The 14,940-nt window shown below is 56.5% G+C and carries 14 protein-coding genes; 10 read left to right on the top strand and 4 right to left on the bottom strand.

All coding sequences use genetic code 11. The annotated features are described in order from the left end of the window. Position 1 precedes the first annotated feature (1 nt). From nudB to ruvB, 5 genes are all read left to right on the top strand, one after another. On the top strand, positions 2-445 hold the full coding sequence (nudB, locus tag DG357_RS14070; RefSeq protein WP_045260316.1) for a dihydroneopterin triphosphate diphosphatase: 444 nt from the start codon (positions 2-4) through the stop codon (positions 443-445). Between the two features lie 27 nt (positions 446-472). After that, entirely contained in the window at positions 473-1,213 is a 741-nt protein-coding gene (locus DG357_RS14065; RefSeq protein WP_003859747.1) for a YebC/PmpR family DNA-binding transcriptional regulator, read from the top strand. A 34-nt stretch (positions 1,214-1,247) separates the two neighbouring features. Beyond that, on the top strand, positions 1,248-1,769 hold the full coding sequence (gene ruvC / locus DG357_RS14060) for a crossover junction endodeoxyribonuclease RuvC (RefSeq protein ID WP_003859749.1): 522 nt from the start codon (positions 1,248-1,250) through the stop codon (positions 1,767-1,769). A gap of 80 nt (positions 1,770-1,849) precedes the next feature. After that, positions 1,850-2,464, top strand: a complete 615-nt coding sequence (gene ruvA / locus DG357_RS14055) for a Holliday junction branch migration protein RuvA (protein ID WP_028013624.1) — start codon at positions 1,850-1,852, stop codon at positions 2,462-2,464. 8 nt (positions 2,465-2,472) lie between these two features. After that, entirely contained in the window at positions 2,473-3,483 is a 1,011-nt protein-coding gene (gene ruvB / locus DG357_RS14050; protein WP_028013623.1) for a Holliday junction branch migration DNA helicase RuvB, read from the top strand. Positions 3,484-3,535: 52 nt separating this feature from the next. Here ruvB and znuB read toward each other — a convergent pair whose 3' ends face one another. Further along, entirely contained in the window at positions 3,536-4,321 is a 786-nt protein-coding gene (gene znuB, locus DG357_RS14045) for a zinc ABC transporter permease subunit ZnuB (RefSeq protein WP_041909449.1), read from the bottom strand. Continuing rightward, positions 4,318-5,073 carry a zinc ABC transporter ATP-binding protein ZnuC gene (gene znuC / locus DG357_RS14040; RefSeq protein WP_028013621.1) on the bottom strand — a complete coding sequence of 252 codons (756 nt, stop codon included), beginning with the start codon at positions 5,071-5,073 and terminating at the stop codon, positions 4,318-4,320. The genes znuB and znuC overlap by 4 nt, the downstream gene beginning before the upstream one ends. Before the next feature lie 77 nt (positions 5,074-5,150). On the opposite strand from znuC, the gene znuA reads away from it, so the two are divergent. From znuA to lpxM, 3 genes are all read left to right on the top strand, one after another. Further along, positions 5,151-6,095 carry a zinc ABC transporter substrate-binding protein ZnuA gene (gene znuA / locus DG357_RS14035; protein WP_028013620.1) on the top strand — a complete coding sequence of 315 codons (945 nt, stop codon included), beginning with the start codon at positions 5,151-5,153 and terminating at the stop codon, positions 6,093-6,095. Between the two features lie 15 nt (positions 6,096-6,110). Beyond that, positions 6,111-7,430: a murein DD-endopeptidase MepM gene (gene mepM / locus DG357_RS14030; RefSeq protein ID WP_088205060.1), complete on the top strand. Its 1,320-nt coding sequence runs from the start codon at positions 6,111-6,113 to the stop codon at positions 7,428-7,430. A 120-nt stretch (positions 7,431-7,550) separates the two neighbouring features. Next, complete coding sequence (gene lpxM, locus DG357_RS14025) at positions 7,551-8,522, top strand: lauroyl-Kdo(2)-lipid IV(A) myristoyltransferase (RefSeq protein WP_028013618.1); 972 nt, start codon at positions 7,551-7,553, stop codon at positions 8,520-8,522. Between the two features lie 47 nt (positions 8,523-8,569). On the opposite strand, the gene pyk is transcribed toward lpxM, so the two are convergent. After that, positions 8,570-10,012, bottom strand: a complete 1,443-nt coding sequence (gene pyk / locus DG357_RS14020; protein WP_028013616.1) for a pyruvate kinase — start codon at positions 10,010-10,012, stop codon at positions 8,570-8,572. A gap of 139 nt (positions 10,013-10,151) precedes the next feature. Next, positions 10,152-11,021: a MurR/RpiR family transcriptional regulator gene (locus DG357_RS14015; protein WP_028013615.1), complete on the bottom strand. Its 870-nt coding sequence runs from the start codon at positions 11,019-11,021 to the stop codon at positions 10,152-10,154. Between the two features lie 358 nt (positions 11,022-11,379). On the opposite strand from DG357_RS14015, the gene zwf reads away from it, so the two are divergent. Next, complete coding sequence (gene zwf, locus DG357_RS14005; RefSeq protein ID WP_028013613.1) at positions 11,380-12,855, top strand: glucose-6-phosphate dehydrogenase; 1,476 nt, start codon at positions 11,380-11,382, stop codon at positions 12,853-12,855. Between the two features lie 234 nt (positions 12,856-13,089). After that, complete coding sequence (edd, locus tag DG357_RS14000; RefSeq protein ID WP_041909456.1) at positions 13,090-14,901, top strand: phosphogluconate dehydratase; 1,812 nt, start codon at positions 13,090-13,092, stop codon at positions 14,899-14,901. The last annotated feature ends 39 nt before the right edge of the window (positions 14,902-14,940 follow it).

Raw genomic sequence — 14,940 nt, 5'->3', positions numbered from 1 at the left:
TATGGCATATAAGCTTCCCGTTTCTGTCCTGGTGGTCATTTATGCAGAAGACACGAAGCGGGTGCTGATGTTGCAGCGGCGCGACGATCCTGATTTCTGGCAGTCGGTTACCGGCAGCCTGGAAGAGGGGGAGACCGCGGCGCAGGCCGCCGCGCGTGAAGTAAAGGAAGAGGTCACCATTGACGTTGCTCATGAGCAACTGACCCTGAAGGACTGTCAGCGCACGGTGGAGTTTGAAATTTTTAGCCATTTACGTCATCGCTATGCGCCGGGCATTGAGCGCAACACGGAGTCGTGGTTCTGTCTCGCGCTCCCCCATGAGCGGGAGATCGTGTTTACCGAACACCTGAACTACCGCTGGGTGAACGCGGCGGATGCCGCCGCACTGACCAAGTCGTGGAGCAACCGGCAGGCGATTGAAGAATTTGTAATTAACGCGGCCTGAGAAGGCGCGATTTTTGGAGAACTTTTTATGGCAGGTCATAGTAAGTGGGCCAACACCAAACACCGTAAAGCGGCACAGGATGCCAAGCGCGGTAAGATCTTTACCAAAATCATTCGCGAGCTGGTGACAGCAGCGCGTCTGGGCGGCGGCGACCCGGCTTCTAACCCACGTCTGCGCGCGGCGGTAGATAAAGCGCTGTCTAACAACATGACGCGTGACACCCTGAACCGTGCTATCGCACGCGGCGTGGGCGGTGATGAAGACGCGAACATGGAAACCATCATTTATGAAGGTTACGGCCCTGGCGGTACTGCGGTGATGGTTGAATGCCTGTCTGACAACCGTAACCGTACCGTTGCGGAAGTGCGCCACGCGTTCACCAAAACCGGTGGTAACCTGGGCACTGACGGCTCCGTAGCTTACCTGTTCAGCAAAAAAGGCGTCATCTCTTTCGAGAAAGGCGACGAAGATGCGATCATGGAAGCGGCGTTAGAAGCGGGTGCGGAAGACGTGGTGACCTACGATGATGGTGCCATTGACGTCTACACCGCGTGGGAAGAGATGGGTGCCGTGCGCGATGCGCTGGAAGCGGCGGGCCTGAAAGCGGACAACGCAGAAGTCTCCATGATCCCGTCCACCAAAGCGGATATGGATGCAGAAACCGCACCGAAACTGCTGCGTCTGATCGACATGCTCGAAGACTGCGACGACGTGCAGGAAGTGTACCACAACGGTGAAATCTCTGATGAGGTTGCAGCGACTCTCTGATGAGAGCCTGTAAACCGTTTACGGGAGACGCGTGATGTCGATTATCCTCGGGATTGACCCCGGCTCACGCGTCACCGGGTATGGCGTTATCCGTCAGGTGGGACGCCAGCTAACCTACCTCGGCAGTGGATGCATTCGCACCAAAGTGGACGATCTGCCGTCGCGCCTCAAGCTTATTTATGCGGGCGTATCGGAGATCATCACCCAGTTTCAGCCAGACTATTTCGCCATTGAGCAGGTCTTTATGGCGAAGAACGCGGATTCGGCGCTGAAGCTCGGTCAGGCGCGTGGGGTGGCCATCGTGGCTGCGGTGAACCAGGATTTGCCGGTATTCGAATACGCGGCAAGGCAGGTCAAGCAGACGGTGGTGGGCATCGGTAGCGCGGAGAAGAGCCAGGTGCAGCACATGGTGCGCACCCTGCTGAAGCTTCCCGCGAACCCGCAGGCCGACGCCGCCGATGCGCTGGCGATTGCGATTACCCACTGCCACGTCAGCCAGAACGCGATGCAAATGAGCGAGTCGCGGCTCAATCTGGCGCGAGGCAGGTTACGATAATCAGAAATCAGGCTGGATAAACATCCAGCCTTTTTTTATTATGTCGGCAGTTAATTTCTCCCAGAACGCAGGAGCGTCACGTGATAGGCAGACTCAGAGGCATCATCATTGAAAAACAACCCCCGTTAGTGCTGCTGGAAGTGGGTGGCGTGGGCTATGAAGTCCATATGCCGATGACCTGTTTCTACGAGCTGCCGGACGCGGGCAAAGAGGCGATTGTCTTTACCCAGTTTGTGGTGCGTGAAGATGCCCAGCTGCTGTACGGCTTTAACAACAAGCAGGAACGTACCCTGTTCCGCGAGCTGATTAAAACCAACGGTGTGGGGCCTAAGCTGGCGCTGGCGATTTTGTCCGGCATGTCCGCTCCGCAGTTTGTGAATGCCGTTGAGCGCGAAGATCCCGCGGCGCTGGTTAAGCTTCCGGGCATTGGTAAGAAAACCGCAGAGCGTCTGATTGTTGAGATGAAAGACCGCTTTAAAGGTCTGCACGGCGATCTGTTCACTCCGGCTGCCGATTTGGTTCTGACTGCTCCGGGTGCGCCTGCCTCTGATGATGACGCCGAGCAGGAAGCGGTTGCCGCGCTGGTGGCGCTGGGCTATAAACCTCAGGAGGCCAGCCGGATGGTGAGCAAAATTGCCAAACCGGACGCCAGCAGTGAAACTCTGATTCGTGAAGCGCTGCGCGCTGCATTGTGAGGTAAAGGATGATTGAAGCAGACCGCCTGGTATCGGCAGGCACCCTTCAGGCAGAAGACGTGGTGGATCGTGCGATCCGCCCGAAGCTGCTTGATGAGTACATCGGCCAGCCGCAGGTACGTTCCCAGATGGAGATTTTCATCCAGGCGGCAAAGCTGCGCGGCGATGCGCTCGATCACCTGCTGATTTTTGGCCCGCCGGGGTTAGGTAAAACTACCCTGGCGAATATCGTCGCCAATGAAATGGGCGTCAACCTGCGTACCACCTCCGGCCCGGTGCTGGAGAAAGCGGGCGATCTGGCGGCGATGCTGACCAACCTTGAACCGCATGACGTGCTGTTTATCGATGAGATCCACCGCCTGTCACCGGTGGTGGAGGAAGTGCTCTATCCTGCGATGGAAGATTACCAGCTGGATATCATGATCGGCGAAGGCCCGGCCGCGCGCTCCATCAAAATCGATCTGCCGCCGTTTACCCTGATTGGCGCCACGACGCGCGCCGGGTCGCTAACCTCTCCGCTGCGCGACCGCTTTGGCATCGTTCAGCGTCTGGAGTTTTATCAGGTGCCCGATCTTCAGCATATCGTGGGGCGCAGCGCGCGCTACATGGGGCTGGATATGAGCGAAGAGGGGGCATATGAAGTGGCGAAACGTTCCCGCGGTACGCCGCGTATTGCTAACCGCCTGCTGCGCCGCGTGCGTGACTTTGCTGAAGTGAAGCACGATGGTTCGATTTCCGCCGAGATCGCCGCCCAGGCGCTGGATATGCTGAACGTCGATGCTGAAGGCTTTGACTACATGGACCGCAAACTGCTGCTGGCGGTGCTGGACAAGTTCTTCGGTGGCCCGGTTGGGCTGGATAACCTGGCGGCGGCAATTGGCGAAGAGCGTGAGACGATTGAAGATGTGCTGGAGCCGTATCTGATCCAGCAGGGCTTCTTACAGCGTACCCCACGTGGTCGTATGGCGACGGTGCGGGCGTGGAATCATTTCGGTATTACGCCGCCCGCGATGCCGTAAGTAGCGATAAATTGTAGCCCCGGTAAGCGAAACGCCACCGGGGAAATGCTCACTACTGCGCGGTCTTTTTCATCATACTGAAAACAAACAACACCGCCGCACTCAAGACCACCGACGGTCCGGCCGGCGTGTCATAAAACGCCGAAAAGGTTAACCCGCCCGTGACGGCGATCATCCCGATAACCACCGCGATACCGGCCATTTGCTCTGGCGTACGTGCAAAACGGCGCGCCGTGGCGGCAGGGATGATCAGCAGCGATGTGATGATCAGTGCCCCGACAAACTTCATTGCGACACCAATCGTTAACGCCGTCACCAGCATCAGCAGCAGCTTGACGCGCTGCAGCTTCACGCCGTCGACAAACGCCAGATCCGGGCTGACGGTCATTGCCAGTAAATTCCGCCACTGCCACAGCAGAATACCCAGTACCACCACCACGCCAATGGCGATCGCGATGAGATCGTCAGGCGTCACGGCCAGCAGATCGCCAAACAGGTAGGCCATCAGGTCAACGCGGATATTTGACATCAGGCTAACAACGACCAGACCCAGCGACAGCGCGCTGTGCGCCATGATGCCAAGCAGCGTATCAATCGCGAGGTGAGGGCGCTTCTCCAGCCAGACCAGACCGGCCGCCAGCAGCAGCGTGACCACAATCACCGCGTAAAAGGGATTCACATCCAGCAGCAAACCAAAGGCAACGCCCAGCAGCGACGCATGCGCCAGGGTATCACCGAAGTAAGACATTCTGCGCCACACCACAAACGAGCCGAGTGGGCCTGCGGCGCAGGCAAGCATAACCCCGGCCAGCCAGCCGGGCAGTAACAGTTCAATCATGAGTGTCCATTTCCCCGACGCAGAACGATTCGTCCCTGCAAATCATGGCGGTGATTATGATGATGGCGATAAATGCCAAGCTGTTCAGCGCCGCGAGGGCCGAACATGGAGATAAATTCCGGGTGCATTGAGACCACTTCAGGCGTGCCGGAACAGCAAATGTGATGGTTGAGACACAGCACTTCGTCGGTTTTCGCCATCACCAGATGCAGGTCATGGGAGACCATCAGCACGGCGCAGTTCAGTTCGCGGCGCAGCTGGTCGATCAAATCATAAAGCGCGACCTGACCATTGACGTCCACGCCCTGGGTTGGCTCATCCAGCACCAGCAGCTGCGGGCTGCTCAGCAGCGCACGGGCCAGCAAAACGCGCTGCGTCTCACCGCCGGACAGCTTCTGCAACGGCGCATCGATAAGGTGGCCCGCCTGCACGCGCTTCAGCGCCGGGAGAATATCGGCTTTTCGCGTGCCGGGACGCAGACGCAGAAAACGATTTACCGTCAGCGGCAGGGTGGCGTCCAGATGTAATTTTTGCGGCACATAGCCGATCCGCAATTTTTCCTCGCGCGTGATTACACCTTCATCCGGTGTAACCAGACCCAGCACCACGCGCACCAGAGTGGATTTACCTGCGCCATTGGGGCCGAGCAGCGTCAGGATTTTTCCGGGCTTGAGATCCAGCGATACGTCAGAGAGGACGCGGCGCTGGCCAAAGGAGACCGAAATATTGTCGAGAGAAACCAGAGTCGTCATGTCAATTTAAGCTTGAAGAAGTCAACGAATGTTATAATATCACATTCCACGCATTCACTACGATGATTAGTCGCATTATGTTACATAAAAATACGCTTCTTTTCGCAGCATTATCCGCTGCCCTTTGGGGAACAACCGCACAAGATGTTAACGCTGCCGTTGTTGCTTCGCTTAAACCGCTTGGATTCATCGCGTCGGCCATTGCCGATGGGGTAACGGAAACCCAGGTTCTGCTCCCTGACGGGGCCTCAGAGCATGACTATTCTCTGCGTCCGTCTGATGTAAAACGCTTACAAAACGCAGACTTAGTTGTCTGGATTGGTCCGGAGATGGAAGCATTCATGCAGAAATCCGCCAAACAGATTGCTGATGAAAAACAGGTCGCGATTGCCGGGCTTTCCGGCGTGAAACCGTTGCTCATGAAAGGGGCGGATGATGACGGTGACGAACATGACCATCACGCTGCAGAGGGTGAAAAAGGTGATGGAGATCACCATCACGGCGAGTACAACATGCATCTCTGGCTATCCCCAGAGATAGCGCGGCTTTCAGCGGTTGCAATCCATGACAAATTAGTGGAACTTATGCCGCAAAGTCGAGCCAAACTAGACGCCAACCTGAAGGATTTTGAGGCACAATTAGCCGCAACCGATAAGCAGGTAGGTAATGAGCTCGCACCGTTGAAAGGAAAAGGGTATTTCGTTTTTCATGACGCCTACGGCTACTACGAAAAACACTATGGCCTGACCCCGCTTGGGCACTTTACCGTCAACCCTGAAATTCAACCTGGTGCGCAGCGTTTACATGAAATCAGAACACAGTTGGTTGAGCAGAAAGCGACATGCGTTTTTGCTGAGCCACAGTTCAGGCCAGCGGTCGTAGAAGCCGTGGCCAGGGGAACATCCGTGCGCATGGGAACCCTTGACCCGCTAGGTACGAATATCCAGTTGAGCAAAGCGAGCTATTCGCAGTTCCTCAGCCAACTGGCGAACCAGTATGCGAGCTGCCTGAAAGGAGATTAACGAGGAAGTGAATACGTGCAACAGATAGCCCGCTCTGTCGCCCTGGCATTTAACAATCTGCCTCGACCCCACCGCGTTATGCTGGGGTCGCTTACAGTTCTCACCTTAGCGGTCGCCGTCTGGCGGCCCTATGTTTACCACCCGAGTTCTGCCCCTATCATTAAAACCATCGAGCTTGAAAAGAGCGAGATCCGCTCTTTGCTGCCTGAAGCCAGCGAGCCTATCGACCAGGCCGCTCAGGAAGATGAAGCTATCCCTCAGGATGAACTGGACGATAAAACCGAGAACGAAGCGGGGATCCACGAATACGTTGTCTCTACCGGTGACACGCTGAGCAGCGTGCTCAACCAGTACGGTATCGACATGGGCAATATCAGCCAGCTGGCCGCTGCGGATAAAGACCTGCGTAACCTGAAAATCGGGCAACAGCTCTCCTGGACATTAACGGCGGATGGCGATCTTCAGCGTTTGACCTGGGAAATGTCCCGCCGCGAAACCCGCACCTATGACCGCACTGCAAACGGTTTCAAAATGACCAGTGAAATGCAGAAAGGCGACTGGGTTAACAGCGTGATGAAAGGTACCGTGGGCGGAAGCTTTGTTTCCAGCGCCCGTGATGCGGGCCTGACCAGCGGTGAAATCAGCGCGGTGATCAAAGCCATGCAGTGGCAGATGGATTTCCGTAAGCTGAAGAAAGGCGATGAGTTTTCCGTCCTGATGTCCCGCGAAATGCTGGACGGCAAGCGCGAGCAGAGCCAGCTGCTGGGGGTGCGTCTGCGCTCCGAGGGAAAAGATTACTACGCCATTCGCGCTGAAGACGGCAAGTTCTATGACCGCAGCGGTACGGGCCTTGCGAAAGGCTTCCTGCGTTTCCCGACGGCGAAACAGTTCCGCGTATCCTCTAACTTTAACCCGCGTCGTCTGAACCCGGTTACCGGGCGCGTTGCGCCTCACCGCGGGGTAGACTTCGCGATGCCGCAGGGCACGCCGGTGCTGGCCGTTGGCGATGGCGAAGTGGTGATGGCAAAACGCAGCGGTGCAGCGGGCTATTACGTGGCTATCCGTCACGGTCGTACCTATACCACCCGCTATATGCACCTGCGTAAGCTGTTGGTCAAACCGGGGCAGAAAGTGAAACGCGGTGACCGTATCGCGCTCTCCGGCAACACCGGACGCTCTACTGGCCCGCACCTGCACTATGAAGTGTGGATCAACCAGCAGGCAGTGAACCCGCTGACGGCCAAACTGCCGCGCACCGAAGGCCTGACAGGTAAAGATCGTTCCGATTACCTGGCGCAGGCGAGAGAGGTGATACCGCAGCTGAGCTTAAACTAAGCTCTCTGTTTAGTGAAAAAAGCCGGTGTCAGCATGCGCCGGCTTTTTCTTTTGTGCGTGGGCGACTGCCTCGCTACACTATCTGAATAATTTTTTGCGTCACCAGACCCTGGATCCAGCATGGAAACAAAAAAAAATAATATTGAATACATTCCTGAGTTTGAAAAATCCTTTCGACACCCGCGCAACTGGGGCGCCTGGCTGGGGGTTTACACCTTTGCGGGCATCGCTATGCTGCCTGCCGCGCTGCGCGATCCCGTACTGGGAAAAATTGGCCGTCTGGCCGGACGCTTAGGTAAAAGCGCGCGTCGTCGTGCGCAGATCAACCTCTATTACTGTTTTCCTGAAAAAAGCGATGCCGAGCGCGAGGCCATCATCGACGCGATGTATACCACCGCACCGCAGGCCATGGCGATGATGGCGGAGCTGGCGCTGAAAGGACCGGAAAAAATCATCGACCGCGTTGACTGGAAAGGGCTGGAAATCATCGACGAAATGCGTCGCAATGATGAGAAGGTCATTTTCCTCGTGCCGCACGGCTGGGGCGTGGATATCCCGGCAATGCTGATGGCTTCCCAGGGGCAGAAAATGGCGGCGATGTTCCATAACCAGGGCAATAAAATCTACGATTTCGTCTGGAATACGGTACGTCGTCGTTTTGGCGGACGCTTGCATGCGCGTAACGACGGCATCAAGCCGTTTATTCAGTCGGTACGTCAGGGGTACTGGGGCTACTATCTGCCGGACCAGGACCACGGACCTGAGCACAGCGAGTTTGTCGACTTCTTTGCAACCTACAAAGCCACGCTCCCCGCCATTGGGCGCCTGATGAAGGTTTGCCGCGCCCGCGTGATCCCGCTCTTTCCGGTTTACGACGGTAAAACGCATCGTCTGAGCATTGAAGTCCGTCCGCCGATGGACGACCTGCTGACCGCGGACGATCGCACCATCGCGCGCCGCATGAACGAAGAGGTGGAGCTGCTGGTGGGGCCGCATACCGAACAGTACACGTGGATACTGAAGCTGCTGAAAACGCGGAAGCCGGGAGAGACGGAGCCCTATAAGCGTAAAGAGCTTTACCCGAGGAAATAGAAAACCTTCACCTTGCCCTCTCCCCTTAGGGGAGAGGGGATCGGATCTTACTCTACAGTCAGTACGCGCGTGGTATTGGTTGAGCCGATGGTGCTCATCACGTCACCCTGCGTCACGATGACGATATCACCAGACACCAGGTAACCTTTATCGCGCAGCAGGTTTACGGCATCGTGCGCCGCGGCTACGCCATCATTGGTGCTGTCGAAGTGTACCGGGGTAACACCGCGGTACAGCGCCGTCAGGTTCAGCGTACGCTCGTGGCGTGACATGGCGAAAATCGGCAGGCCGGAGCTGATGCGAGAGGTCATCAGCGCGGTGCGGCCAGATTCGGTCATGGTGATGATCGCCGTAACGCCTTTCAGATGGTTGGCCGCGTACATGGCGGACATCGCAATCGCTTCTTCCACATTGTCGAACTGGATATCCAGGCGGTGCTTGGAGACGTTAATGCTTGGGATCTTCTCCGCGCCCAGGCAGACGCGCGCCATTGCGGCCACGGTTTCTGCCGGATACTGGCCTGCCGCGGTTTCCGCTGACAGCATCACCGCATCGGTACCGTCCAGCACGGCGTTAGCGACGTCCATGACTTCCGCACGGGTTGGCATTGGGTTAGTGATCATGGATTCCATCATCTGGGTGGCGGTGATCACCGCGCGGTTCAGCTGACGTGCGCGACGAATCAGCGCTTTCTGGATACCGACCAGTTCAGGGTCGCCGATTTCCACGCCCAGATCGCCACGGGCAACCATCACCACGTCAGAGGCGAGGATCACATCGTCCATCGCATCCTGATCGCACACGGCTTCCGCGCGTTCAACCTTAGCGACGATTTTGGCATCACAGCCTGCGTCACGGGCCAGACGGCGCGCATAGTTCAGATCTTCGCCACAGCGTGGGAAGGAGACTGCCAGGTAGTCAACACCGATCTGGGCCGCCGTTACGATATCCGCTTTGTCTTTGTCGGTCAGGGCTTCCGCAGAGAGGCCGCCGCCCAGTTTGTTGATGCCTTTATTGTTGGAGAGCGGACCGCCGACGGTGACTTCAGTGAACACCTTCATCCCCTGAACTTCCAGCACCTTCAGCTGGACGCGACCGTCGTCGAGCAGCAGGATATCGCCAGGGACCACATCAGCCGGCAGGCCTTTATAGTCGATCCCGACTTTCTCTTTATCGCCTTCGCCTTTGCCGAGGTTGGCATCCAGCAGGAATTTGTCGCCGATATTGAGGAAAACTTTACCTTCTTTAAAGGTTGATACACGAATTTTTGGACCCTGCAGGTCGCCGAGGATAGCGACGTGGCGGCCCAGCTTAGCGGCGATCTCACGCACTTTATCGGCACGCAATTTATGGTCTTCTGGCGTACCGTGAGAGAAGTTCATACGCACCACGTTGGCGCCAGCGGCGATAATCTTTTCGAGGTTATTATCGCGATCGGTGGCCGGGCCTAAGGTGGTGACGATCTTGGTTCTGCGAAGCCTTCTGGACATGTAATACTCCGTTGACTGAAACAACTTTGGTGTTGCGTGAACATTGAATCGGCCTTCATCTACTGCAAGGCAGCAAAGAGGGGGCCGAATGCCGAAAATCGTTACATCTAATTATGGGTTACGTCTTCGTTATCTACTTTCAGGGAACATCGCTCTTTATAAGCAATTCTTTATCAAAACGCGATTCCTTCAGCGCTTCCTTGACTCGCTTCAAGTTATCTCGGAATTTTGCGCCCCGGCGTAAGGTAAATCCGGTCGCCAGCACGTCGATTACCGTGAGTTGCGCCAGACGGGACACCATTGGCATATACATGTCGGTATCCTCAGGCACGTCCAGGGTAATGGCGAGAGTCGCCTCCCGCGCCAGCGGCGTGCCGGCGGTGGTGAGGGCGATTACCATGGCATCGTTTTCACGGGCCAGCTGCGCCAGCTCAACCTGGCTTTTGGTGCGGCCAGTGTGCGAAATCAGTACCACGACGTCATCCTCACTGCAATTCATACAGCTCATGCGTTGCAGCACAATGTCATCGGAATAAATAACCGGCACGTTAAAGCGGAAGAATTTATTCATGGCGTCGTGCGCCACGGCGGCTGACGAGCCAAGACCGAAGAACGCAATGCGTTTGGCCTGGGTGAGTAAATCCACCGCGCGGTTTACTGAACTCATATCCAGACTTTGACGAACGTGATCGAGCGTGGCCATGGCCGACTCAAATATTTTTGCCGTATAGGCATCTACGCTGTCGTCTTCATCCACATTACGATTAACATAGGGGGTGCCGTTTGCCAGACTTTGTGCCAGATGCAGTTTAAAATCAGGAAAGCCGCGCGTTTCCAGGCTGCGGCAGAAGCGGTTGACCGTCGGTTCACTGACGCCCGCTTCCTGAGCCAGAGCGGCGATGCTTGAATGAATCGCCTGAGCGGGCGCGGCCAGAATGACTTCAGCCACTTTTCGCTCGGATTTGCTAAGGTGTTCCAGTTGATACTGGATTTTTTCAAGCATGTTCATTGTTAACAAGGCGCTCATGGGGGTGGAAACGATTTCACTCATTGATGAAATCTTGATTCGATTAGCCGATATTACCCCTGTGGCTTCCCTAAAGGGTAACAGTCGACGAGATAATGTTGTTGTTTTTTTTCATTACTTGATCGATGTCGGGTTTTGCTATGACCCTGTTGCGCAAATTATCGACGGCTGTTGCGTCATTACGTCGCCATAATCGGCTGAATGGCGAAAAATCGCCGTATCGCACGAGACGATAAGCGCTAATGGTTTCGGGAATGACGTAAAAGCAGTACAGTGCATTGTAATAAAATTACAACGATACCTGGCAGAAGCACCAGGTGATCCAACTGAGGAGAATGACATGGCGGTAACGCAAACAGCCCAGGCATGTGACCTGGTCATTTTCGGCGCGAAAGGCGATCTTGCACGCCGAAAATTGCTGCCTTCCCTGTATCAACTGGAGAAAGCGGGCCAAATTCATCCGGATACGCGTATCCTGGGGGTTGGGCGCGCCGACTGGGACAAGGACGCTTATACCAAAGTTGTCCGCGAGGCGCTCGAAACTTTCATGAAGGAAAAAATTGATGAAAGTTTGTGGGATACCCTCAGCGGTCGTCTCGATTTCTGCAACCTGGACGTTAATGACGTCAGCGCGTTTTCCCGTCTGGGTGCCATGCTGGATCAGAAAAACCGTGTCACCATTAACTATTTCGCCATGCCGCCAAGCACCTTTGGCGCCATCTGCAAAGGCCTGGGCGAAGCCAAACTGAACGCCAAGCCGGCGCGCGTGGTGATGGAAAAACCGCTGGGGACGTCGCTGGCTACCTCCCGTGAAATTAACGACCAGGTGGGCGAGTTCTTTGAAGAGTGCCAGGTCTACCGTATCGACCACTATCTCGGTAAAGAGACGGTACTGAACCTGCTGGCGCTGCGTTTCGCTAACTCCCTGTTTGTGAATAACTGGGACAACCGTACCATTGACCACGTTGAAATTACCGTGGCGGAAGAGGTGGGGATTGAAGGTCGCTGGGGTTACTTTGACCAGGCCGGCCAGATGCGCGACATGATCCAGAACCACCTGCTGCAAATTCTGTGCATGATTGCCATGTCTCCACCGTCTGACCTGACGGCTGACAGCATCCGCGATGCCAAAGTGAAAGTGCTGAAGTCGCTGCGCCGCATCGACCGCTCCAACGTGCGCGAGAAAACCGTTCGCGGCCAGTACACCGCCGGGTTTGCGCAAGGTAAAAAAGTGCCAGGCTACCTGGAAGAAGAGGGCGCGAACAAGTCCAGCAATACCGAGACGTTTGTGGCGATCCGCGTGGATATCGACGACTGGCGCTGGGCGGGCGTGCCGTTCTACCTGCGTACCGGTAAGCGTCTGCCGACGAAGTGCTCCGAAGTGGTTGTCTACTTTAAGAACCCGGAACTGAACCTGTTCAAAGAGTCCTGGCAGGAGCTGCCGCAGAACAAACTGACCATCCGTCTGCAGCCGGACGAAGGGGTGGATATCCAGATCCTCAACAAAGTGCCGGGCCTGGATCATAAGCATAACCTGCAGACCACCAAGCTGGATCTGAGCTACTCCGAAACCTTCAACCAGACGCACCTTGCGGATGCTTACGAGCGTCTGCTGCTGGAAACCATGCGCGGTATCCAGGCGCTGTTCGTGCGTCGCGACGAAGTGGAAGAGGCGTGGAAATGGGTCGATTCCATCACCGAAGCCTGGGCTGCCGATCAGGATGCGCCAAAACCGTATCAGGCGGGTACCTGGGGGCCTGTGGCGTCGGTGGCGATGATCACCCGCGATGGCCGCTCCTGGAACGAGTTTGAGTAGGATAATCCACTAGCCCGAAAGTGTTATTTTACCGGTAACATGATCTAACACAGCTAGTGGCACAATTTTTATACTTTTAAGCTCCGCGTGGATTCACCCGCGGGGCTTTTTTTATTACACTGCCGGAAGTGATTTTGCCCCTGAGCTCCGGACAGCAAGCGTTTCAGCGTTGTTAACAACCGCCAGCGACTTTGTAAACTCCCGAGCCCGGACAGATAAATTAAAGGAGCTTTTATGAATCCTGTATTGTTACGCGTAACACAGCGCATTATCGAGCGCTCGAAAGAGACCCGTTCGGCCTACCTCGCCCGCATTGAACAGGCGAAAAGCAACACCGTTCACCGCTCCCAGCTGGCCTGCGGTAACCTGGCCCACGGCTTCGCCGCCTGCCAGCCCGATGACAAAGCCTCCCTGAAAAGCATGTTGCGTAACAATATCGCTATTATCACGTCTTATAACGATATGCTCTCCGCGCACCAGCCGTATGAGGTCTATCCCAACATCATTCGTAAAGCGCTGCACAGCGTGAACGCGGTCGGGCAGGTGGCGGGGGGTGTCCCGGCCATGTGCGACGGCGTGACGCAGGGGCAGGATGGTATGGAGCTGTCGCTGCTGAGCCGCGAAGTGATTGCGATGTCTGCGGCTGTGGGCCTGTCACACAACATGTTTGATGGTGCGCTGTATCTCGGCGTGTGCGACAAAATCGTCCCGGGCCTGGTGATGGCAGCGCTGTCGTTTGGTCATCTGCCTGCGATTTTCGTGCCGTCCGGCCCGATGGCCAGCGGTCTGCCGAATAAAGAAAAAGTGCGTATCCGCCAGCTGTATGCGGAAGGCAAAGCCGATCGTCAGGCGCTGCTGGAAGCCGAAGCCGCCTCCTACCATGCGCCGGGCACCTGTACGTTCTACGGCACGGCCAACACCAACCAGATGGTGGTGGAGTTTATGGGGATGCAGCTTCCGGGCTCGTCCTTTATCCAGCCGGACGCGCCGCTGCGCCAGGCGCTGACCGAGGCCGCGGCCCGTCAGGTGACGCGCCTGACAGGAAACGGCAATGAATGGATGCCGATGGGCAAAATGGTCGACGAAAAAGTGATCGTCAACGGTATCGTCGCCCTGCTGGCAACCGGCGGTTCAACTAACCACACCATGCACCTGGTGGCCATGGCGCGCGCGGCGGGTATCCTGATTAACTGGGATGACTTCTCCGACATCTCCTCCGTGGTACCGCTGATGGCGCGTCTGTACCCGAACGGTCCGGCGGACATCAACCACTTCCAGGCCGCGGGCGGCGTGCCGCTGCTGATGCGCGAGCTGCTGAAAGGCGGTCTGCTGCATGAAGACGTGAACACCGTAGCCGGATTTGGTCTGCAGCGCTACACCCAGGAGCCGTGGCTGAACAACGGCGAGCTGGACTGGCGCGACGGGGCAACCGCGTCTCTTGATCCGCAGGTGATTGCCACTATCGACAAACCGTTCTCCCACCACGGCGGTACCAAAGTGCTGAGCGGCAACCTTGGCCGCGCGGTGATGAAAACCTCTGCCGTGCCGGAAGAGAACCAGGTTATCGAGGCCCCGGCGGTAGTGTTTGAAAGCCAGCACGACGTGTTGCCTGCCTTCGACGCCGGTCTGCTGGATAAAGACTGCGTGGTGGTCGTGCGTCATCAGGGGCCAAAAGCGAACGGCATGCCAGAATTACATAAACTTATGCCACCACTTGGTGTATTATTGGACCGCCGTTTCAAAATTGCGTTAGTGACCGATGGCCGCCTGTCAGGCGCATCCGGCAAAGTGCCTTCCGCCATCCACGTCACGCCTGAAGCCTACGACGGCGGCTTGCTGGCGAAAGTGCGCGACGGCGACATGATCCGCGTGAACGGCCAGACTGGCGAGTTAACCCTGCTGGTGGATGACGCGGAGCTGGCGGCACGTCAGCCTCATATTCCTGACCTGAGCGCATCGCGCGTGGGGACCGGACGCGAAATGTTCAGCGCGCTGCGTGAGAAGCTCTCCGGTGCGGAGCAGGGCGCAACCTGTATTACGTTTTAAGACGACTTGATTTTAACGATCTGGCGAGAGAGAACTCTG

Source organism: Enterobacter bugandensis, assembly GCF_900324475.1.
Lineage (GTDB): Bacteria > Pseudomonadota > Gammaproteobacteria > Enterobacterales > Enterobacteriaceae > Enterobacter > Enterobacter bugandensis.
Note: the sequence above shows the minus strand (reverse complement) of the source record. Positions and strands in the feature narration are given on the sequence as shown.